At 58.5% G+C, this 20,754-nt stretch carries 17 protein-coding genes; 6 read left to right on the forward strand and 11 right to left on the reverse strand.

Features of this window, described 5'->3' with window-relative positions; all coding sequences use genetic code 11:
• Positions 1-68 precede the first annotated feature (68 nt).
• Both ERE07_RS19300 and ERE07_RS19305 read left to right on the forward strand, forming a co-directional pair.
• Positions 69-1,913: an alpha/beta hydrolase family protein gene (locus tag ERE07_RS19300; RefSeq protein WP_130010675.1), complete on the forward strand. Its 1,845-nt coding sequence runs from the start codon at positions 69-71 to the stop codon at positions 1,911-1,913.
• A gap of 27 nt (positions 1,914-1,940) precedes the next feature.
• Entirely contained in the window at positions 1,941-2,549 is a 609-nt protein-coding gene (locus ERE07_RS19305; protein ID WP_130010676.1) for a glutathione S-transferase family protein, read from the forward strand.
• Between the two features lie 5 nt (positions 2,550-2,554).
• On the opposite strand, the gene ERE07_RS19310 is transcribed toward ERE07_RS19305, so the two are convergent.
• The 6 genes from ERE07_RS19310 to proC all read right to left on the reverse strand — a co-directional run bounded on the left by ERE07_RS19310 (position 2,555) and on the right by proC (position 8,535).
• Positions 2,555-3,256, reverse strand: coding sequence for an ABC transporter ATP-binding protein (locus ERE07_RS19310; protein ID WP_130010677.1), 702 nt, complete (start codon positions 3,254-3,256; stop codon positions 2,555-2,557).
• Positions 3,256-4,041, reverse strand: a complete 786-nt coding sequence (livG, locus tag ERE07_RS19315; RefSeq protein ID WP_130010719.1) for a high-affinity branched-chain amino acid ABC transporter ATP-binding protein LivG — start codon at positions 4,039-4,041, stop codon at positions 3,256-3,258. Before livG ends, ERE07_RS19310 begins: the two co-directional genes overlap by 1 nt.
• Before the next feature lie 32 nt (positions 4,042-4,073).
• Positions 4,074-5,303, reverse strand: a complete 1,230-nt coding sequence (gene livM / locus ERE07_RS19320) for a high-affinity branched-chain amino acid ABC transporter permease LivM (RefSeq protein ID WP_130010678.1) — start codon at positions 5,301-5,303, stop codon at positions 4,074-4,076.
• Positions 5,303-6,229 carry a high-affinity branched-chain amino acid ABC transporter permease LivH gene (gene livH, locus ERE07_RS19325; RefSeq protein ID WP_130010679.1) on the reverse strand — a complete coding sequence of 309 codons (927 nt, stop codon included), beginning with the start codon at positions 6,227-6,229 and terminating at the stop codon, positions 5,303-5,305. Before livH ends, livM begins: the two co-directional genes overlap by 1 nt.
• Before the next feature lie 100 nt (positions 6,230-6,329).
• On the reverse strand, positions 6,330-7,451 hold the full coding sequence (locus tag ERE07_RS19330; protein ID WP_130010680.1) for a high-affinity branched-chain amino acid ABC transporter substrate-binding protein: 1,122 nt from the start codon (positions 7,449-7,451) through the stop codon (positions 6,330-6,332).
• 250 nt (positions 7,452-7,701) lie between these two features.
• Positions 7,702-8,535: a pyrroline-5-carboxylate reductase gene (gene proC, locus ERE07_RS19335; RefSeq protein WP_130010681.1), complete on the reverse strand. Its 834-nt coding sequence runs from the start codon at positions 8,533-8,535 to the stop codon at positions 7,702-7,704.
• Between the two features lie 201 nt (positions 8,536-8,736).
• On the opposite strand from proC, the gene ugpB reads away from it, so the two are divergent.
• The 4 genes from ugpB to ERE07_RS19355 are packed head-to-tail and all read left to right on the forward strand — an operon-like array spanning position 8,737 to position 12,980.
• Entirely contained in the window at positions 8,737-10,044 is a 1,308-nt protein-coding gene (gene ugpB, locus ERE07_RS19340; protein WP_130010682.1) for a sn-glycerol-3-phosphate ABC transporter substrate-binding protein UgpB, read from the forward strand.
• Between the two features lie 22 nt (positions 10,045-10,066).
• On the forward strand, positions 10,067-10,948 hold the full coding sequence (gene ugpA / locus ERE07_RS19345; protein ID WP_130010683.1) for a sn-glycerol-3-phosphate ABC transporter permease UgpA: 882 nt from the start codon (positions 10,067-10,069) through the stop codon (positions 10,946-10,948).
• Between the two features lie 39 nt (positions 10,949-10,987).
• Positions 10,988-11,830: a sn-glycerol-3-phosphate ABC transporter permease UgpE gene (ugpE, locus tag ERE07_RS19350; RefSeq protein ID WP_130010684.1), complete on the forward strand. Its 843-nt coding sequence runs from the start codon at positions 10,988-10,990 to the stop codon at positions 11,828-11,830.
• A gap of 55 nt (positions 11,831-11,885) precedes the next feature.
• Positions 11,886-12,980: a sn-glycerol-3-phosphate import ATP-binding protein UgpC gene (locus tag ERE07_RS19355; RefSeq protein WP_130010685.1), complete on the forward strand. Its 1,095-nt coding sequence runs from the start codon at positions 11,886-11,888 to the stop codon at positions 12,978-12,980.
• Positions 12,981-13,325: 345 nt separating this feature from the next.
• Here the strand turns inward: ERE07_RS19355 and ERE07_RS19360 are convergent, their stop codons facing one another.
• From ERE07_RS19360 to trbF, 5 genes are all read right to left on the reverse strand, one after another.
• Entirely contained in the window at positions 13,326-17,237 is a 3,912-nt protein-coding gene (locus ERE07_RS19360) for a reverse transcriptase domain-containing protein (RefSeq protein ID WP_245153790.1), read from the reverse strand.
• Positions 17,238-17,552: 315 nt separating this feature from the next.
• The gene (locus ERE07_RS19365) at positions 17,553-17,765 is read right to left on the reverse strand and encodes a DUF2274 domain-containing protein (RefSeq protein WP_130010687.1); all 213 of its coding nucleotides are present in this window, start codon (positions 17,763-17,765) and stop codon (positions 17,553-17,555) included.
• Positions 17,762-19,039, reverse strand: a complete 1,278-nt coding sequence (locus ERE07_RS19370) for a TraB/TrbI/VirB10 family type IV secretion system protein (protein WP_130010688.1) — start codon at positions 19,037-19,039, stop codon at positions 17,762-17,764. The genes ERE07_RS19365 and ERE07_RS19370 overlap by 4 nt, the downstream gene beginning before the upstream one ends.
• Before the next feature lie 2 nt (positions 19,040-19,041).
• Positions 19,042-20,046: a P-type conjugative transfer protein TrbG gene (trbG, locus tag ERE07_RS19375; protein ID WP_130010689.1), complete on the reverse strand. Its 1,005-nt coding sequence runs from the start codon at positions 20,044-20,046 to the stop codon at positions 19,042-19,044.
• Positions 20,043-20,747 (reverse strand): conjugal transfer protein TrbF, encoded by a 705-nt coding sequence (gene trbF / locus ERE07_RS19380; protein WP_130010690.1) that lies wholly within the window; start codon positions 20,745-20,747, stop codon positions 20,043-20,045. Before trbF ends, trbG begins: the two co-directional genes overlap by 4 nt.
• Positions 20,748-20,754 lie beyond the last annotated feature (7 nt).

Here is a 20,754-nt window from a genome sequence, read left to right on the forward strand (position 1 = left end):
TATAGTAACGGGATTCACGCGGGACTCAAATGCTCCCCGCGTGCCATGCAACACAGGATTCGCACAAAATGTCGCCACGCCAATACGCCGTACAGGATTTTTTCCGCAACCCTCAACGCGCTTTCTTCCGAATCTCGGACAATGGCGCCTCGCTGGGTTTCATGGAACCGGTCAGCATAGACGGTCAGCCAGCGCGCATGAATATATTCGTTCAATCCCTGCAAGGCAGCACGCCCGTTGGCGAGGCCCGCCGGCTTACATCTGAAACAGAACGCGATATCGCGCAGTTTTTCTGGAAGGGGTCGGATACCATCATCTACGAAAAGGACTTCAACGGTGATGAAAACTTCCATGTGCTGGCCGTGAACATCGAGCGTGGCGATGTCAGCGACCTGACGCCCTTTCCCGGTGTACGGGCGGGCATCGAAGACGATCTCGAAGATGATTCCGACCACATCCTCATCAGCCACAATGGCCGCAATCCGGAAGTCTTTGATGTATACCGCGCGAATATTCATAGCGGGGACCTTGAACTGGTCGCCGAGAACCCGGGCAACATTGTCGGCTGGCAAACCGACCACCATGGCCTGGTGCGCGCCGCCATCGCCAGCGATGGCCTGGACAGTGTGCTGCTGTATCGGGACAGCGAAGAAGACGCGTTCCGCCCCATCATCAACACCGATTTTCGCACCACCGTCAGCCCGCAGTTTTTCACCTTTGACAACCGCCGTCTTTACGCGCTGAGCAATCGGGGGCGCGATTGTCTCGCACTTGTCATTATCGATCCTTCCAGGCCCGACGACGAGCAGATGGTCTTCGAGGTGGCCGGCTACGATCTGAACGGCGCCGCCTATTCGCGATTGCGCCATGTGCTGACAGCCGCCGTTTACCAGACAGACAAGCCCAAGTACCATTTTTTCGACGAAGTCACGGCGCTTCGCCATACCCGTCTTTCAGAAAAACTCTCGGGCTACGAGGTTGCACTGCAAAGCGCCACGCGCGACGAAAACAAATTTATCGTTGCCGCCTACAACGACCGTACGCCAGGCAGCCGTTATATCTATGATGCGCAGGCGAACACGCTCGACAAACTGGGCGACATCAATCCCGCCTTGCCCGAAACGGATATGGCTGTCGTCAAGCCCATCCTGTACACCTCGCGCGACGGGCTGACCATACACGGCTATCTGACTTTGCCGGTGGGCAAAGAAGCGCGCGACCTTCCCTGCGTCGTCAACCCGCATGGCGGACCGTGGGTCAGAGACAGCTGGGGCTTCAATCCCGAGGCCCAGTTCCTGGCCAATCGCGGCTATTGCGTGCTGCAAATGAATTACCGCGGGTCGACAGGCTACGGGCGCAGTTTCTGGGAAGCCAGCTTCGGGCAATGGGGGCTGCGGATGCAGGACGACATTACCGATGGCGTGCACTGGCTGGTGGAGCAAGGCATTGCCGACCCCGCCCGCATTGCCATTTATGGCGGCAGTTACGGCGGGTATGCCACGCTGGCGGGTATCGTGGGTACGCCAGACCTCTACGCAGCGGCTGTTGACTATGTTGGCGTTTCGAACCTGCTTACCTTCATGAGCACGATTCCCCCTTACTGGAAACCCATGTTGACCAAGATGCACAGCATGGTGGGTAATCCAGAAACGGATCGCGAGCGCCTGGAGGCCACCTCGCCCGCCCTCAATGCCGACAGGATACGCACCCCGTTGTTCATTGCCCAAGGCGCCCATGACCCGCGTGTCAACAAGAACGAAAGCGACCAGATGGTGGCCGCCTTGCGTGCGCGCGGCGTCGAAGTGGAATACATGGTCAAAGACAACGAGGGCCATGGTTTTCACAACGACGAGAACAAGTTCGAGTTCTATGAGCGAATGGAAGCCTTTCTTGCCCAGCACTTGCGAGCTTAATCATACTTGGCAACAGGAGATCGACGAATGAAACTCTACTTTTTTCCGGGCGCCTGCCCTCTGGCTTCTCATATTGCGCTCGAGTGGATAGGCAAGCCTTACGAAACACAACAAGTGAGCCGCGACGAAATCAAGCAGCCGCCTTACCTGGCCATGAACCCGATCGGGGCCGTGCCTGTACTGACCGACGGCGACTTTACCCTTACCCAGAGCGCAGCCATCCTGGAATACCTGGCCGAACTCAACCCACAGTCGGCGCTGATACCGGACAACCCGCGAGACCGGGCAGAAATGCGCCGCTGGCTGGGCATCTGCAATGCCGACATCCATCGCACGTTCGGCAATATCTTTGGAGCGCAAGGCCTGGTTACCGACGAAAAAGCCCAGGCGGAGCTGATCGCCAACGCCAGCGCAAAAATCGTCGCGCTCTTTGAGGTTGTCGATAAGCAACTGGATGGCAAAGACTGGGTTACTGGCTCACGCAGCATTGTGGACCCTTACCTGTACACACTGATGCGCTGGGCCAAGGCCAAGGAAATAAAGATATCTCACCTGAAAAACCTCCACGCTTTTTACGAGCGAATGGAGGCCGATCCGGGTGTGCAGGCAGCCCTCAAGGCCCAGGGCATTGCCTGAGCCAGTTAACCGCCAAGATAAGCCTTGCGCACCTCGTCATTGACCAGCAAGTTGGCGCCGGTGTCGGCAAGCACGACCTTGCCGGTTTCGAGCACATAACCCCGGTCGGCAACCTGGAGCGCTTTGCTGGCGTTCTGTTCGACCAGGAAAACGGTGACGCCTTCGTCGCGTATGGTGCGGATGATATCGAAAATCTGGGCGATGATCAGTGGCGCCAGCCCCAGCGTAGGTTCGTCGAGCAGCAGCAATTTGGGCCGGGTCATTAACGCTCGGCCAATGGCCAGCATCTGCTGCTCACCGCCCGACATGGTTCCGGCCCGCTGCGCCGCCCTTTCCTTCAAGCGTGGAAACAATTCGAAAACGTGATCCAGACCTGCGGCAATGTCTGCCTTCTTGAGAAAGAAACCACCCATTTGCAGATTTTCCGTGACGGTAAGGTCCGGGAACACGCGCCTTCCTTCCGGGGAAATGGCGATGCCACGACGCATGATGGTATGGGTATCGCATTGCGTAATGTCTTCGCCCAGAAAGCTCACCGTGCCGCTGCTGGCACGCGGCGTGCCGCATACCGTCATCAGCAGCGTTGTTTTGCCGGCGCCATTGGCGCCGATCAGCGTAACAATCTCGCCTTGATGGACCTCGACCGACACGCCATCCAACGCCTGGATCGCGCCGTAGTACGTGTGCACATTCTCCAGCTTTAGCACTACTCTTCCCCCAGATAAGCTTTGATGACGCGTGGGTCTGTGCGTACTTCGGCCGGCAGCCCTGTCATGATGGGCTTGCCCTGCTCCATGACCATGATGCGGTCTGATACGCCCATCACCAAGCTCATGTCGTGTTCGATCAGCAGCACCGCAACGTCGAATTCCCTGCGCAGTTGATCGATCAACTGCTGGAGCTCGCGTTTTTCCTGAGGATTCAGGCCCGCGGCGGGTTCATCCAGCATTAAAAGCCGCGGCTTGGTAATCATGCAGCGCGCGATTTCAAGACGGCGCTGGTGCCCATACGCCAAATTGCCGGCCTCGCGGTTTGCATAAGCGCGTATGCCCATGAAATCGAGCCATTCCACCGCTCTACGCTGCGCATCGCGCTCGGAGGCGCGATAGCCAGGCAACTTGAGCAACCCTCGGAGCAAACTGGTCTCCATCTGTGCATGCTGCGCAACCAGCAGATTCTCAAGCACGGTGAGATGCTTGAAGAGCCGCACATTCTGAAAGGTGCGCACCAGTCCCTGCAGGGCCACCTTATGGCTGGGCAAGCCGGTGATGTTCTTGCCATCCATGAGGATGGTGCCCGTGGTGGGTTTGTAGAATCCGCCCACACAGTTGAACACGGTGGTCTTGCCTGCCCCGTTCGGACCAATAATCGCGAAAACCTCGTCGCTTTTTACATTAAAAGCGACCTGGTCAACCGCCAACAGCCCCCCGAACCGCATGGTCAGCCCCGCTACCTCGAGTAGCGTGCTGCCCGTGTTTGTATTTGTATCCATGCTCTGATCAACGCTGATGTCCTGAACGACGCTCATGTCTTGAGCTCCACATGCGGGCGCTTGACCGGCAGCAGGCCTTGTGGCCGCCACATCATCATCAACACCATCACCAAGCCGAATATCAGCATCCGGTATTCGGCAAACTCTCGCGCCACTTCGGGTACCACGGTGAGCACAATGGCCGCGAGAATGACACCCACCTGCGAACCCATGCCACCAAGCACCACAATGGCCAGGATCAACGCCGATTCGATAAAGGTAAAGGACTCCGGATTGACCAGGCCCTGGCGCGCGGCAAAGAACGCGCCGCCAAAGCCCGCAAACATCGCGCCCATGGTGAATGCCGAAAGCTTGATGCGCGTGGGATTGAGGCCAAGTGACCGGCAGGCAATCTCATCTTCTCGCAATGCTTCCCAGGCGCGACCGATAGGCATGCGTATCACACGGTTCGATACAAACAAGGTAATCAATGCAAGACACAGCGCCATCAGGTACAGGAACACGATGACATCCTGGGTGCTGTAGGTCCAGCCGACCAGCTCATGAAACGTCGTGACACCCTCCGGTGCGCGGCGCAACATGGGAAAACCGAAAACCGATGGCTTGGGAATACCCGAAATGCCGTCGGGCCCTCCGGTAAAGCTATACAGGTTGATGAGCAGCAGGCGGATAATTTCGCCGAACCCCAGCGTGACAATGGCGAGATAGTCGCCCCGCAAGCGCAACACCGGAAAGCCCAGCACGAAGCCGAAAAGCGCAGACATCGCGCCAGCGAGCGGCAATGCCTGCCAGAACCCCCAGCCGGCCCAGTGGTAAAGCAAAGCATACGTATATGCGCCCACGGCGTAAAAGCCGACGAAACCCAGATCCAGCAGCCCTGCGAAACCAACGACAATGTTCAGGCCCAGGCCGAGCATGATGTAAATCAGAACCAGTGTTGCGATATCCACCTGGGCCCGGCCTGTAAACATCGGCCAGATCAGCGCGATCGCAATCATCAGGACAATCAGCCCGCGGCGCACCGTTTCGGACATGACCGGCAAAGCGCGCCTGGTGATTTTGCGCCCGAAAAATTTGGCCAGCGCGGGCCGGATCAACCATTGGAAGACAAAGACAATGCCCATTCCTGAAAACAATGTGCGCCACTCAGGCTGCAAGGTGCTCTGCATCCCGGCGCGCACAATATTGACGCCAAAAATGGGCGCAATAATAATGCCGGCCATAATGGCCGCGAAAAACGCATTCTTGAAATTCTTGACCATTACACTTTTTCCACTTCGGGTTTGCCCAGCAGCCCCGTGGGCCGGAAGAGCAAAATAAATACCAGCAGTCCGAAGGCGACAATATCCTTATACTGGGAGGATATATATGCGGCGGCAAAGGTTTCCGCCAGCCCCAGCAGTACACCGCCCAGCATGGCGCCCGGTATGCTGCCTATACCGCCCAGCACGGCGGCCGTAAAGGCCTTGATGCCTGCCAGAAAACCGATGAAGGGATTGAGCTTGCCTATGGCCAGCGCGATCAGCACACCTCCCACGGCGGCGAGCATTGCGCCGATCACGAAGGTGAAGGAGATGATGCGATTCGTGTCTATGCCCAGCAGGTTGGCCATCCGCAGATCTTGCGAGCAGGCGCGCGAAGCGCGGCCGATGCGGGAATACTTGATGAAGAGCGACAAAGCGATCATCAGCAAGACGGTGACCACGATAATCATGATGCGCGAATACGGCGCTGTGATGACAAATTCACTGCCGAGCTGAAACTGGACCGAGCCCGTCACCAGGGCAGGTACCGCCATGTCGCGCGCGCCCTGACCGATGGCTACCCAGTTCTGCAGGAAAATCGACATGCCAATGGCCGAAATCAGCGGCACAAGACGCGGGCCGCCGCGTAGCGGCGCGTAGGCCACTTTTTCGATGGCGTAGCCATAGACCGCGGTCACAAATACCGCAACAGCAATCATTGCAAGAATGATGAACGGCAATGGCAGGCCGCTGTTCACGCCGATGGCGGACAATGTGACAAGGCCCACATAAGCGCCGATCATATAGATCTCGCCATGGGCAAAGTTGATCATGCCGATGATGCCATAGACCATCGTATAGCCGATGGCGATCAGCGCATAGATGGCGCCGAGTGACAGCCCATTGAACAATTGTTGCGTGAGCTGGGGGATGAGTTCAGACATAAAACAGATATTCCGGTAGGCAGCCTGGCGAATGCACTGTGGCAGGCGCGGGAGAATGATACACCCGCCCCGGCCGACCGGCCGGGGCGGCTTGCCAATACTAGAACTTCATCTGTTCAAGATTGCCCTGGCCATCCCACTTGAAGACCGCAAACTCAAAGTGCTTCAGATCGCCCTTTTCGTCGTACTCGACCTTGCCGATTGCCGTATCAAAGGTATTGCTGTGCATGTAATCGGCGACTTTCTCGGGGTCATCGCCGACGGCATTGATACTGTCGGCCAGTATCTGCACGGCGGCATAGGCCGGAAAGGTAAACGCCCCATCCGGGCTGCGCTTGTAAGTGGTGAAGTGTTCCAGCACGTCCTTGTTGCTGGGCAGCTTGGTAAAGTCTGCCGGCAGTGTGACCAGCAGCCCTTCGACAGCCGGTCCGGCAATGGCCACGAGGTCTTTGTTGGCAACGCCTTCAGGGCCCATGAATTGCGTCTTCAAGCCTTGCTCGCGCGCCTGGCGCAGCAATAAGCCGAGTTCGGCATGATAGCCGCCAAAATAGATAAGATCTGGATCCTGCGACTTCAGCTTGGTGATCACAGCGGAATAATCACTGTCGCCAACGTTGATGCCCTCGAACAATGCGATATTCGCGCCGGCCTTCGTAAGATTGTCTCGAACCTGATTTGCGACACCCGATCCATAGGTTTGCTTGTCATGCAGAATGGCAATCGACTTGGGCTTGAGTTGCTTCAGGATATAGTCTGCCGCAAAGGGCCCTTGCTGGTCGTCGCGGCCTATCGTGCGGAAAAAGAAATGCGGCTTGATGGTGTCGGTAACCAGCGGCGAGGTGGCGCCCGGGGTGATCGCGACGATGCCTTCTTGCTCATAGACGTTGACTGCCGGCACAGTGGTGCCCGAACACGCGTGGGCCACCGCAAACTTGGCGCCCTCGTTGATGACGCGGTTGGCAGCTGGGACGGCCTGCTTGGGCTCGCAGCCGTCGTCGATAAGCAGTGGTTGAAGCTTGCGGCCCTTGACGCCGCCTGCTGCGTTAATCGCATCAATGGCCGTAAGCGCGCCAGCCTGGATCTGATCGCCGTACTGGGTTGCGGGCCCGGTCATGGGTTGTGGAATGCCGATTTTGATGTTGTCGGCGGCATAAACATTGCCGACTATCGCTGCTGCGCCCAGCGCCAAAAGCAAAGGCGATATTTTCTTGATGAACCTCATGCCCGTAGATCTCCTGTTGAGCTTGCCGTAATGCACGCCCATGTTACGGGCCCGCGTATCGAATACGGCAAGCCATGTTGTTAGCTTCCGCCTGAAACGGCAAGCGTATTCTGACGATATGTAACGCCCCTGTCACTACGGATAAGCCCTTACGACAGTTTAATTTTTTTTGTTCAGATTCGCCTTATGTCAAAACTGGCAGCCAGCAGCCGGCACAGCGACATCGCAGCACAGGCGCCGGGAGTTCCGTTTATCCTGAAAACTCGGTCGACAGCTCGGCGGCGCGTTCGCGGGCAGCCTTCATGGCTTGCCGGACAATGGCGCCAAAGCCCTCTTGATTGAAGACGTCAAGCGCAGCGGCGGTAGTACCCCCTTTTGAGGTCACGCGTTCACGTAGCGTCACGAGATCTTCGGACGACAGGCCGGCAAGCTGGGTGGCGCCTGTAACCGTCGCCAGCGCCAGTTTGCGCGCCACGTCTGGCGCCAGCCCCTGCTCCACGCCGCCCTGGATCAGGGACTCCAGAAACAGAAAGACGTAAGCCGGCCCACTGCCCGAGAGTGCGGTCACGGCATCAATCCCGGCGTCGTCATCCACCCAGACCACCTCCCCCACCGCGCGCAGCATCTGCTGTGCAATGGCGCGGTCGTCTTCGGAGACGCCGTCCAGCGCAAGCAACCCTGTTGCCCCCGCGCCAATCAAAGCGGGGGTATTGGGCATACAGCGTATCAGCCGGGTCCAGGGCTGATCTGCGGTGCCCAACCATTGCGCGAGCGTGCCCGTGGAGATGCCGGCCGCGACACTGATAACCAGCGTGTCGACAGCCAGATAGGGGCGGCAGCTTTCCACTGCCTGCTTCAGATATTGTGGCTTGACTGCAAAAATCCACACATGCTGCCCGCTCAGCGTTTGATCGGCCTGCGCAGCGGCCGTAGCCCCCTGCGCTGTCCACTGGCCACGTACCTGTTCGTTGGGATCGATGATATGCACATCGTGCGCACCGCAGCGCTTGCCGATAAGACCGGCCGCCAGGGCGCTCGCCATATTGCCGCCACCAATGAATGCGAGCTTGAGTTCTTTAGACATGGGATCTGTAATGATTCGTTTGTAATAAATGAATAGCGCTATTGTAAGGGGAGTGCCAAGATAACTGCTTGCGGTTCAATGTTTTGATTGACCGGGCCCAGGGATTGTCGTTACAGTCACCGCCGTGTCACATACGAGTCATAAACTTCAAAATGTGGCCCGCCATGTCGCACAGGCAGGGCCCTTACCAGGAGAATATCTATGCGAACAAAACTTTTTGCGTTGTCGCTTGCCGGCGTGATCGCCAGCATGGGAACAGCGCATGCGGCCACCGACATCAATTTCTGGCACTCCATGCAGGGCGCGCTCGGAGAGCGCGTCAATGAGCTGGTCGATGATTTCAATAAAAGCCAGTCCGACTACGTTGTGCATGCGATTTACAAAGGCTCGTACGGCGAGTCCATGAATGCCGGTATCGCGGCATTTCGTGCCGGCAATGCGCCGGATGTGCTCCAGGTATTCGAGGTTGGCACCGCCACGATGATGCATGCCAAAGGCGCCATCATGCCTGTCCAGGAAATGTCCGAAAAGGCTGGCGATCCCATCAACCCCGATGACTTCCTGGGTGCCGTGGCGGGTTACTACTCGTCCAGCGAAGGCAAGCTGATTTCCATGCCTTTCAACAGCTCCACACCGGTGTTTTACTACAACAAGGATGCCTTCAAGAAGGCAGGACTTGATACCGAAAACCCACCCAAAACCTGGCAAGAAGTCGAAGAAGCGGGCAAGAAGCTGCGCGCAGCGGGCATGGAGTGCGGTTACACCACCTCCTGGCCGTCCTGGATTCAACTGGAAACCTTTGCCGCCTGGCATAACATTCCTTACGCATCGCAGAACAACGGGTTTGATGGCCCCGAAGCGCGCCTGGAACTCGACAACCCGCTGTTCGTACGCCACCTGACCAATCTGGCCAAGATGTCCAAGGAAGGCACCTTTACCTATGGCGGCCGGGGCGACGCGCCCAATGCCTTGTTCACCTCGGGCAAATGCGGCATGTTTACCGGCTCCAGCGGCAACCGTGCCAATATCATCAAGACCGGCAACTTCGACTTCGGCACCTCGTTCCTGCCGTACTACGACGACGTCAAAGGGGCGCCCCAGAACTCCATCATCGGTGGCGCCTCGCTGTGGGTGTTCAGCAAAAAGTCGCCCGAAGTCTACAAGGGCGTGACCAAGTTCTTCAAGTTTTTGTCCAGCCCCGAAAAGGCAGCCCAGTGGCACCAGGCTACCGGTTACGTCCCTGTGACTAAAGCGGGCTACGAAGTCACCAAGGAATCAGGCTTTTACGAGAAAAACCCTGGCACCGACATCCCCGTCAAGCAGCTGGATGCCACCACGACCGAAAACTCGCGCGGCATCCGTCTTGGCTACCTGCCCCAGATCCGCGAAATCGAGGAAGGAGAAATGGAAAGCATCTTCTCCGGCAAGGAAACCGCGGAGCAAGGCGTGGCCAATATGAATAAGCGCGGAAACGAACTGCTCGAACGGTTCGAGAAAAGCGTCAAGTAACACAGTGTATTAAAATCGCCACATGGAAAAACGCGTCGTCTTTACACACAAGACACTTCCCTATCTGCTGCTTCTGCCGCAGCTGGCCATTACGGTAGTGTTCTTCTTCCTGCCCGCCGGGCAGGCCATGTGGCAATCGTTCCGTCTGGAGGATCCTTTCGGGCTGTCCTCGCAGTTCGTGGGGTTCTCCAACTTCGCCGAGCTTTTTTCCAGCGACGAATACATCAATTCCTTCAAGATAACCGCCCTGTTCTCTCTGCTCGTGGCAGGCGCGGGCCTGGCCATTTCCCTCCTGCTTGCCGTGATGGCAGACCGCGTCATCAAGGGTGCGGGGGTCTACAAAACACTGCTGATCTGGCCCTACGCTGTAGCCACCGCAGTCGCTGGCGTACTCTGGCTATTTCTGTTTTCGCCATCCGTCGGGATTCTCGCCGTATTTCTCACCAAGCTGAACATAGGCTGGAACCCTCGCCTGAATGGCAACGACGCCATGACGCTGGTGGTGCTGGCCTCCGTCTGGAAACAGATCTCCTATAACTTCCTGTTTTTTCTCGCAGGGCTGCAGTCCATTCCCCGCTCGCTGATTGAAGCAGCCGCCATCGACGGCGCCAGCCCCGTGCGGCGTTTCTGGACCATCGTATTCCCTTTGCTGTCCCCAACAACGTTCTTCCTGCTCATCATCAATGTCATCTACGCGTTCTTCGACACGTTCGCCATTATTGACATCATCACGCAGGGCGGGCCAGGCTCCAGCACATCGATTCTCGTCTACAACGTCTACAACACAGGATTCAAGGGCCTGGATCTTGGTTCATCGGCCGCGCAGTCGGTGATACTGATGCTTATCGTGATAGCGCTGACTATCGTCCAATTCCGCTATATAGACCGCAAGGTCAATTACTGACGCTCCGCGTCCACTATCCGCTATTACGCTCACGCCGACATGATCGAACGCCGCCCCGTACTGGATGTTGTCACCCATATCATTCTGCTGATCGGGGTGGCAATTATCGCCTTTCCAATTTATGTCACCTTCGTGGCCTCCACACAGACAGCCCAAGAAGTGGCTCGCGCGCCGATGTCCTTGCTGCCCGGCTCGCACTTCCTGGAGAACTACTGGACCGTGCTGGCCGGCGGCGCCGCCAACACGCCGCCGGTTGCGCGCATGATGTGGATCAGCACGGTCATGGCGCTGGTCATCGCCATCGGCAAAATCACCATTTCAATGCTGTCCGCGTTTGCGGTGGTCTATTTCCGCTTTCGCTTTCGCATGTTCTTTTTCTGGATGATTTTTGTCACCCTGATGCTGCCGGTCGAAGTACGCATTGCCCCAACCTATAAAGTCGTCGCCGATCTGGGCATGCTCAACAGTTACGCCGGCCTCACACTGCCACTTATCGCGTCGGCAACGGCCACCTTTCTCTTTCGCCAGTTTTTCCTGACCATACCCGATGAGCTCATCGAGGCCGCCCGCATCGACGGCGCGGGGCCCATGCGGTTCTTTTGGGATGTTCTGCTGCCGCTGTCACGCACCAGTATTGCAGCGCTATTCGTCATTCAATTCATCTACGGATGGAATCAATACCTGTGGCCGCTGATTATTACCACTCAGGAAAACATGTATCCCGTAGTGATTGGCATCAAGCGCATGATCGCGGGCGGCGATAGCGTCACGGAATGGAACCTGGTGATGGCGACCGCATTGCTTGCCATGATTCCACCCGTGGCAGTGGTCGTCTTCATGCAAAAATGGTTCGTCAAAGGCCTTGTGGACGCCGAAAAATAAAAACGCCCTGCTTCCTCAACGCTGGACGACACCGAACAGAATCTGGAATCCCATCATGGCAACGCTCAGTTTTCGCAACGTAACCAAGACATACTCGAATGGTGTCCCCGTTATACACGGCATCAATATGGAAGTCTCCGATGGAGAGTTCATCGTCATTGTGGGCCCGTCAGGCTGTGGAAAATCCACGCTGATGCGCATGGTCGCCGGGCTGGAAGGCATCACCGGTGGCGACATCGCGATAGACGGCAAGGTCGTCAACACCCTGGAACCGGCCGAGCGGGACATCGCCATGGTCTTTCAGAACTATGCCTTGTATCCCCACATGAGCGTATTCGACAACATGGCTTATGGCCTGAAAATACGCAAATTCACCAAGACGCAAATCCGTGAAAAGGTGCAGGATGCCGCACGCATCCTCGAACTCACGCATTTGCTGGATCGTCGGCCGGGTCAGCTATCGGGCGGCCAGCGCCAACGCGTCGCCATGGGACGGGCCATCGTGCGCGACCCCAAGGTGTTTCTGTTCGACGAACCCTTGTCCAACCTGGATGCAAAACTACGCGTACAGATGCGTCTTGAAATCCAGAAGCTGCATCGGCGTCTGGGCACCACCAGCCTTTACGTCACGCACGACCAGGTCGAAGCCATGACGCTGGCTCAGCGCATGGTGGTGATGAACAAAGGCATTCCGGAACAAATAGGCACGCCCGTCGAGGTATTCGAGAAACCCGCTTCCATTTTCGTGGCGAGCTTCATTGGTTCGCCGCCCATGAATCTGATTCCGGTCCAGATTGATGACCAGTGCCGCGTCTGTGATGAAAATGGAGCCGTGCTGGCGTTTGATCCTGCACTTGTACCGGCGATGCTCGCCAATCGCAAGGTCATCATGGGAATGCGCCCAGAGCACATCAAGTTGCACGCACAGGGGATACCCGTTCAAATCGAAATGATCGAAATCCTGGGCTCTGAGCAATTGATACACGGGCGGCACGGCGATACACCCATCGTGCTGCGCAGCCCGATCGGCCTGACCAAAGACGATCCGCTGGCAATAGGCGAGGCAGTGCAGATTGGCACCGATGGCCAGCACGCATTGCATTGGTTCGATCCCGACAGCGGCAAGCGCATCGGCGATGAGTTGTTCTGACTGGCGAGGATCCGGGTGTTGATTGCCCGTGTATCGCCTGGTATGCCGGAGCGCTTTCAAAAAAGGGCCGGTGTCAAGCCCTTCATGGAAAACACATGGGGCTTGAAACCATATATGGGGCAATAGGTTAGCTCTGTTTCGTGCCGCTTGCAGGGGATGCGGCGTTGTGGGCTGGGAGCCACATGAGTGCCTGGGGAAAGCAAGCCGAAGCGCGCTGTGGCGAGCCGAATATCAAAGTGGCAACGGACTGGTTTCTCAATCTCGCCTATCGTTTCGCAAGCTGATCGGGCTTATCGCTCATAGGGTCCTTACTGCTTCTGACTTCACTTTCTTGATTTCGTCCCGTCATCGGGGCCGCCCCTTGTATCCAGCCGGCGGTGCCTTTAGAGCTTTCGGAGCCTTGGCTGCTGCCGTGGATTTGAAGATAGAAGGGTCAACTTCAAACACGCTGACAGCGACCTGCTGATTTCCATGCACATGTGCGATGAGACGCTCGTGCTTGGGCAGCGGCACCTGTGCCGTCGATCCGCCAAACTCGCCTGAGTTGGCGAGGACAACCGGTTGGTACATGTGGAAATGCAACGCAGCCACCATATTGTCGAACGTCTGCACATCTTGATTCAGCGCTGCGACCAAGAACATGTCCGATCTGTCACGAAGGTCGGCCACAAGGTCCAAGTCCGTCGCGTCGTAGCAAATGGCCGCTGCAATGCGTGTGCGGGTCTTGGCGCCAATCGGCAACTCGACCAGCGTCACATGTGGCCGGTGGCCCTTCACACCCATCCTCACCTCGTCCTTCATCGGATGCTGCTTGCCTTGCCAAGCGTACTGGAATGCCCGCCCGTGGCCTGCAGACTCAGTTCGAATCAGCCACAGGCCTTGATTGACGATGCCGCCAGCCTTGCGCGAATGAAGGAATGTCAAGCCGGTAAAAATGTTGGCTCGGATCTTGTCTGAAAGTCGCCTCAGCAAAAAGACGTGCTCCGGATGCACGGCCAACTCCGGGAACAGAATGACATCGACTACCGGCTCATCGCTCTTGTTGGATGTAGTTGCATAGCTTGCCGATGACCAGGTCTTGAGCTTCTGATAAGTCAGCCTGCAAACCTCAGCCAGATGGCGGCGATGTTCTGCCAAAGTTCCCGGCGTCCAATGCGTCGGGTCTTTGTCATCAAACTCTTCTCGCCGCGGGCGCATCGGCTGAACGATGGCCACGCGCAATGGCCGATCCTGCAAGGGCTCATGATCATCCACAGGCACCACGTACATCGGTGTATTGCTTCGGTGGCCAAACAGTGTGCGCTGGGCCACGATGCGCTCTTGAACGAGCGCAAGCAGTTCGGCTGCGGTCCGGACATCGCCCGCTGCCGACGCTGCGTTTGCGCGAAACTCAACTCCTGGCCATTGCAGGAGCGTCGAAAGCAGGCTGGAGAGCCACGGCGACACTGGCCCAGGCTCGTCCAGCAACCCACGTCCGGAGTTCAAAAGGCCGAAACGACGTTTGAACCAAGTGCTGCGCAGGCCACTGTATCGGCCCACCTCCTCGGTGACAAGGTAGCGACGGCTCGTGAAGTCAAACTCTCCGGTAAGGGCCGAGCGCAGGATACGCCCCAGTCCGTAGAGCCAAGCCTTTTCGGGTGCCACCCAAGGAGGACTGTCGTACAGTGGGTTTGTCGCATCTCCTCCTTCAATTGACTCCACATGCAAGAAGCCCGGCTGCTCAGGCATTTCCGATAGCTTTTGCCAATCCTCGCACCGAAGCATGATGTCAACGGCGCTCTTCCCCGCAGACAACTGCTCTTCCACGCCCTGGTATCGAAGTAACGCATCAGCGAGCATGAGCAGAGAATTTTCTTGGTCGAAAAGGTTGTTAGGCTCGCTGATGATTTGCAGGAGGGACTGAACACCCTTCAACTTAGCCGGATGCCTCCGAGAGTTGCTTTGCCGCTTGGTGGCTTGGACCAAAGCGGCTGGCACAAACTGGCGCCAGTTTGCGGCCCGTCGCCCATTCAGCGCTGCCATCAACAAATCCGGACGACTCAGCGCCACGGATTGCACAACATCCTCCCGAATCCCTTCTTCATCTGTGCGCCGCAACCCTTCCGACAACCACACACCGAAGCGCCGTACATTCGGCTGCAATTGCTGCGCCACGATCGCTAAGGGTATGACATCTCTCAGCGCTTCACCTCGCACGGGCTCAAACAGAGCCGCGCGTTGCAATGCGGCGTACGCCTGTACCTCGGGGGCAACTTCGACCACCATAGCGAGTGACGCATCACCGATAGAAGCCAGATACAGGCGGGCCTGCTGGCGGAGATACCAAGGCGATGAAGTCCGTTCAGTCAAAATGCGACGCGCTATTCCGCCGAGATCCTCGCGGTAACCTTGAATATCAACGCCCTCCGGGTAATCCTCCGGCTCACGGAAGCCAGTCTCCACCGCACCCGCTCGCAAAAGATCCGCCAGAACATACTCTGCTACGCGCACTTGCCTGCGCTTTGCTGCGTCCAGACCCGCCGCCACGTCGAAAAGCTTGATGCTGAGTGCCTCGGTCACGGGACTCAACAGGCGGGGGTGAGGGAACAGGTCCAAGCCACACCGCAGCAGCAAGACCAGCGCAGGATTCTCGGCCCAGCATTTGATGAGCTTGCGTGCCGTCGATTCGAACTCATGAGACAGCACCACTCCCTGTGTCACGTGGTCACTAATAGTCTCGGATGAGCCAGCCGGACTTTCGAGATCCGTCATCGCCAACCGATGCCGCATCAACTGGGCAATTCGCGTCGCGACGAACCGCTTCACGGTGTCGTCTCTCACGTCAGTGTTGGGCACAGCAACCGTAGCCAAGCCCAATCGAGATGGCGCGGGATCGGCGACGCTTTCAATCTGCTCAGATACCCACAATAGCCCATCAAGGCCGCCCGCCGCCTGTGCCAGAGACTCTAGGTCAAAGGTCCCACTCAACTCTGCGTTAAGCATCTCCATCAAAGCGGACACGTGACTCTGCGCCGAGATCGCTCGGTATGAGGTGGCCACACACTTATCTAACGACAGTTCAAGTGATCTCCGCGCACCCATGCGCTCGCAATGTGCCTTCAGAACTGAGGTCACATAACTTTTGACATGTTCCAACAACGCAGCCTGCCCAAGCCCGCCAGCCCCACTCTTGGCCTCGAAAACGAGACGCATGTCATCGACATATCTGCAGTAGTCCAGCAGCTTGACGTCGTCGCCGACCATGGTCCCATCGGCTACAGACTTTTGCATGTCGCGGTCGAAACGAATCAAATACGCGTTTGCCAGAAAGCCCGAGGCGACGAGCCCTTGGGGCAACCCGAGCTCAAGCTCTTGATGCTCTTCGCCGCGAATCAGTGCGGCCTCTTGCTGATCATCAGCGCGCCACTGCCAAGAGAAGATTCGCGCAACTCGCTCCCAGAATTGTGCGTCTGCCGCCGCCCAGTCAGGCAACCCGTGTTCCGCCTGATGCTCCTCCTCGAAGACCTTCAACTCTGCGAGCAAGGCATCGCGATCGACATGATCAAAGAACGACTTGATATCCAAAGACACCACGAACAGCTCTCGTCGTGGCCGCAGTCGATGCGCCAAATCCGCACAGACCCGTCGAGGGCGTGCGAGGAACGCCCGGTAATCTTGGAAGTACTGGCGATATGTTCTGCTGTTTCCCCAGGAAAATTTGGCGCGGGGCCGGACGCCAGCATTGACTACCCATGTGCAGTGCAGCCGATTGCCATAGCTCACCACCCCACTGGCGCGCATTGCCCCTATATCTGCGCCCGTCGTATCGCCCTGCGCAGACTCAACAGCCTCCGCCAAGCACATCATTACCGCCGTCGCCAAGGTTTGGTCACGAATAGACAAGTGGGCCAGTGGTCGCAGCTTCAGGCGTGGCTGTTCTTGTTCTGTCTGCACACCAGGATTTTCTCCCAGACTTGGCTCGCTGGGCGTCCAATCGTCAAACGTCGGCTCACTGCCTAGGTCATCGACGTTAAGCTCCAACAATTGTTCGGAAGTAATCGTGGGTATCGGGCGAAACCACCAATGAGCGTTCTTGGGCGCGGGAACGAGCTGCAAATCCTTCGGTCGGAAATCGGCTTGGCAAACTTGAGCTGCCCAATGCTTTAGCTGATTTTCCAGGTCGATAGTTGAAGCATCTAACTCCAAAACATCCGCATACCAGTTATGGCGGCGGATGTAGGTATGCGACTTCTTCCATGCTTGTGCGAGGACAACCACATCACAGAGCTTATCGCCTTTTGGCGGAAGATCTCGATACTCTTCTTTGATAATAGACACTCATTCCCCTTGTTCTTGTTGCGCACGCGCCCCGAACACCTGACAGCATACGAAGTCAAACTAAAGCCCATCAGGTTAGGATCAATCTGCAGCATGGATTGCAATACCTGCGCTGCGCATTAGGCAAATTCAACGCAAAATGTGGCGCGCCGCAGTGCTTCTAGGGCACAACAGATGCTGTCATGACGATGCGTTGAGTTGGTCCACTCCAGGCATTATAAAATTTAGTTTGTATTTTGTTACCTCCTGTTTAGTTTATCTTTTTCTGAATCCCCGATCTCCCGCCATGAACGCCCCCAGCATGTACGGGATCAGTGTCGCCGCATCGACCGCCTCGCCATACGCCTGCGCGTGCAGCGAGGCGTAGCGGTCGAGGTCGGCTTTCAGGCTGGCCGGGCAAGCGAAGGTCAGCTTGATGCTCTCGGTCTTGGGCAGCGGACCCAGCCGCAGTTTCCTGGTCGTGCTCATCGTGAAGTCCCCTTGTTGAAGAAAAGCGGCTGATAAGGCCGCAACACCAGATCACGGTTCACGATGATGCGCACCGGCAAGCCCGGGCGGCTGGTCAGCGTGGGCTGGATGTAGAGGTTGCGCCGGGTCACTTCCTGGCCGACTTGGTTCACAGTGTCCTGCAGGCTGTCGCGCCCGGCGATGATGACGCGATCACCGTCCTGGCGGTTCTCGGGCGCGGCCAGTTCGGCACCGACGCCCAGCAGCGTGGTCAGCACCGCACCGGCAAAAATCCGATCCCAGTGCCAGTCCACGTCGTCTTCCAGACCGGCATAGCCTGCCGGGTCGGTGCCGATCAGGTTGTCGAGCGTGAGCGAAGACGTGTCCGGCAGGATGATGCGGTTCCACACCACCTGCACGCGGCTCTGGCCGTAGCTGACCTGGCTGTTGTACTTGCCCAGGATGCGCGAACCCTGCGGGATCAGCAGGAACTTGCCAGTGGCCGTGTCGTAGATCGGTTCCGTCACCGTGGCGATCACATCGCCCGGCAGGTCGGACTTGATGCCCGTAACCAGCGCCCCGGCAATGACCGTTCCGGCCATCACCTGATACGGCGAGGTGGGCATTTGCAGGTTGCCGGAATTGCGGGTTTCCGTAGAGCCGCCTGTCAGGAACGCCTCTTTCTGGTCTTGCCGGTTCTGCACGGCAGTCGGATCAGCAGGCTGGGCCGCCGTGGAGGCCGGGCCAGCGGCCAGTGGATCGAAGGCGGCATTGGCAGCGAAGCCTGGCGCGGCAGCGACCTGCGACTGCGCCACGGGCGCAGCCTGTGGGGAGCCGGTGCGGAAGAACACCGATGAAGCTGCCGCCGCTTCTTCCTCCTTGCGCAGCGCATCGTTGGGGTCGTAACCCGGCGCGGCATAGGTGGCGGCGACCGGCTGCTGCGAATTGACGATGGCTGGCCCCAGGTCGCCGGGCAAAGGAGGCCCCAGCTCCGGCACGTCAGGCGGCAGCGCTGGCAGCTTGGAATAGTCCGTCGGCAGCGCATCCAGCCCTTCCGACTTCGAGACACGATCCACGTTGTACAACTCGGTGGATTCGCCCGCGCCGCGTTGCTGCGGTTGCAGCGACCAGATCAGTGCGCCCATCACGCCGACCGACAAGCCTCCGGCGAGGATGGCCAGCGTGCGCCGGTTCAGGCGCGTGACCGGGCGCGGTTGGGCGCGCAGCGCCACCGCCTCGGGTGCCTCCTTGTCCGCCTGCGGCGTGGCAAGGTCGGGAGTATCGTCCTGGCTCATGTTCAGTTCCTCCCGGCGATGCCATCCGTGCGCTCGATGCGCACCGCGTCGCCCTTGTCGGCCCCCAGGCGCAGTTCGGCCGCGCCGAACAGCCGATCCACGATGTAGTACGGCGAGCGGAAGCGATAGTTCACCAGTTGCCCGTCGCCCTGCGTGCCGATGACAAACAGCGGCGGCAACTCGCCCTGGGCGATGCCTGCCGGGAACTGGATATATACCTTCTCGCCGTCATCGAAGGCGCGCAGCGGCTTCCACGGCGGATTGCTGCCGCTGATTGCATAGCTAAAGCGGATGTTCTCCAGAGACAGGCCCGCATCGACCGGCGCGGCAGCGCTGGCGGCCTGCGCCTGGCGCTGCAAGGCCAGCATCCGATCTTTGGGATAGTCCCAGGACACCGACGCCATCCATGCCTTGTCGGTCGACGTCAGTTCCAGCAGGTACGTCCTGCGGCTGGTGGTGATGACCAGATTGGTCTTCAAGCTGGAACGAATAGGCTTTACCAGCACATTGACGCGCAGATCGGTACCGCTACCGCTGGAGGTGTCGCCCACGATCCAGCGCACCGTGTCGCCGGCAGCGACCGTCACCAGTTCCTCGCCGGGCTGGAGCGCGATCACCGTCACGCGGCCCACGGCCGCATAGACCTGGTAGAGCGCGCCATCCGTGAAGGGCCAGACCTGGATCGCATTGACGTAGCCTTCGCGGGTTGGTGCGATGCGTGCTTCGGCATTGGCGCGGGAGACGCGCACCTTCTCGTCGGCGGGCTCCGGTGCCACCGGGGCCGCATCAACGTCCGGCAGCGGCTTCAACTGCGCGGGCAATGCCAACGGTTCGGGCACAGCCACGACTTCGATGGGCTTGGGCGGCTCGGGCAATGGCTGCGCCTGCACCGGCTCATCGAGCGAGATCACCGGCGGCGGTTTGCCCTGCGTGGCGCAGCCCGCAAACAGGACAGTCGATGCCAGCAGGATCTCCGGCAATACGGTTCTACGGAAACGTGCATTCATGGTTTGGCTCCTTCAGAAGAATCCAGTTCACGGCTCCACGACAGGCCATTGACGTAGATGCCCAGCGGGTTGCGGCGCAGGCGTTCTTCGGTGCGCGGGGTCTGCTGCACGATGGACACCACCGCCGTCCATCGCTCCAGCCCGGCAGCCGCACCATTGACGTAACGGCGTTCCGTCCAGCGCACGTTGAACGACGCATCGCTGGCGCGAACCACACTGGTGATCTGCACCGTCACCGACTCCTTGCCGATGCGGGCGAACGGGTCATTCACCCGCGCGTAGTCGTTGAGCACCGCCGCGCCCCGGTCGGTGGTGTAGTCATAGGCATCGAGCCAGTTCTGGCGCACGACGATGGGGTCGATGGACAGCGAGCGCACCAGCGTCACGAAGCGCGCGATGTGGTGCGCCGTCTGCGCATCGGTGGGCCGGTACGGCGTGGCCGCTTCGCCCACGGTGCGCACCTGGCCGGACTGATCCACCTCGATGACATAGGGCGTGACGATGGACTGGGCCGAGCGCCACACCAGGCCACCGGCCATCAGCAGCGCGAGCGCCAGGCAGCCGAAGGCCATCAGCCGCCAGTTCTTGGCCTGCACGCGGGCCGAGCCGATGCGCTCGTCCCAGACCTGGGCAGCGGCTTGATACGGGGTGGCAGGCTGCGGCGTATCGGCATAGCGCATCTGCGGTCGTTTGAATCGCATGGAGTTC

This window comes from Allopusillimonas ginsengisoli, from assembly GCF_004153455.1.
Lineage (GTDB): Bacteria > Pseudomonadota > Gammaproteobacteria > Burkholderiales > Burkholderiaceae_B > Allopusillimonas > Allopusillimonas ginsengisoli.

Excerpts from the sequence above, each read along its gene's own strand:
- ERE07_RS19330 (WP_130010680.1), bottom strand. The coding sequence starts at position 7,451 with ATGAGGTTCATCAAGAAAATATCGCCTTTGCTTTTGGCGCTGGGCGCA.
- ugpB (WP_130010682.1), top strand. The coding sequence starts at position 8,737 with ATGCGAACAAAACTTTTTGCGTTGTCGCTTGCCGGCGTGATCGCCAGC.
- trbG (WP_130010689.1), bottom strand. The coding sequence starts at position 20,046 with ATGAATGCACGTTTCCGTAGAACCGTATTGCCGGAGATCCTGCTGGCA.
- ERE07_RS19305 (WP_130010676.1), top strand. The coding sequence starts at position 1,941 with ATGAAACTCTACTTTTTTCCGGGCGCCTGCCCTCTGGCTTCTCATATT.
- ERE07_RS19365 (WP_130010687.1), bottom strand. The coding sequence starts at position 17,765 with ATGAGCACGACCAGGAAACTGCGGCTGGGTCCGCTGCCCAAGACCGAG.
- livG (WP_130010719.1), bottom strand. The coding sequence starts at position 4,041 with ATGGATACAAATACAAACACGGGCAGCACGCTACTCGAGGTAGCGGGG.
- ugpE (WP_130010684.1), top strand. The coding sequence starts at position 10,988 with ATGATCGAACGCCGCCCCGTACTGGATGTTGTCACCCATATCATTCTG.
- ERE07_RS19355 (WP_130010685.1), top strand. The coding sequence starts at position 11,886 with ATGGCAACGCTCAGTTTTCGCAACGTAACCAAGACATACTCGAATGGT.
- ERE07_RS19370 (WP_130010688.1), bottom strand. The coding sequence starts at position 19,039 with ATGAGCCAGGACGATACTCCCGACCTTGCCACGCCGCAGGCGGACAAG.
- ugpA (WP_130010683.1), top strand. The coding sequence starts at position 10,067 with ATGGAAAAACGCGTCGTCTTTACACACAAGACACTTCCCTATCTGCTG.
- trbF (WP_130010690.1), bottom strand. The coding sequence starts at position 20,747 with ATGCGATTCAAACGACCGCAGATGCGCTATGCCGATACGCCGCAGCCT.
- proC (WP_130010681.1), bottom strand. The coding sequence starts at position 8,535 with ATGTCTAAAGAACTCAAGCTCGCATTCATTGGTGGCGGCAATATGGCG.
- livH (WP_130010679.1), bottom strand. The coding sequence starts at position 6,229 with ATGTCTGAACTCATCCCCCAGCTCACGCAACAATTGTTCAATGGGCTG.
- livM (WP_130010678.1), bottom strand. The coding sequence starts at position 5,303 with ATGGTCAAGAATTTCAAGAATGCGTTTTTCGCGGCCATTATGGCCGGC.
- ERE07_RS19300 (WP_130010675.1), top strand. The coding sequence starts at position 69 with ATGTCGCCACGCCAATACGCCGTACAGGATTTTTTCCGCAACCCTCAA.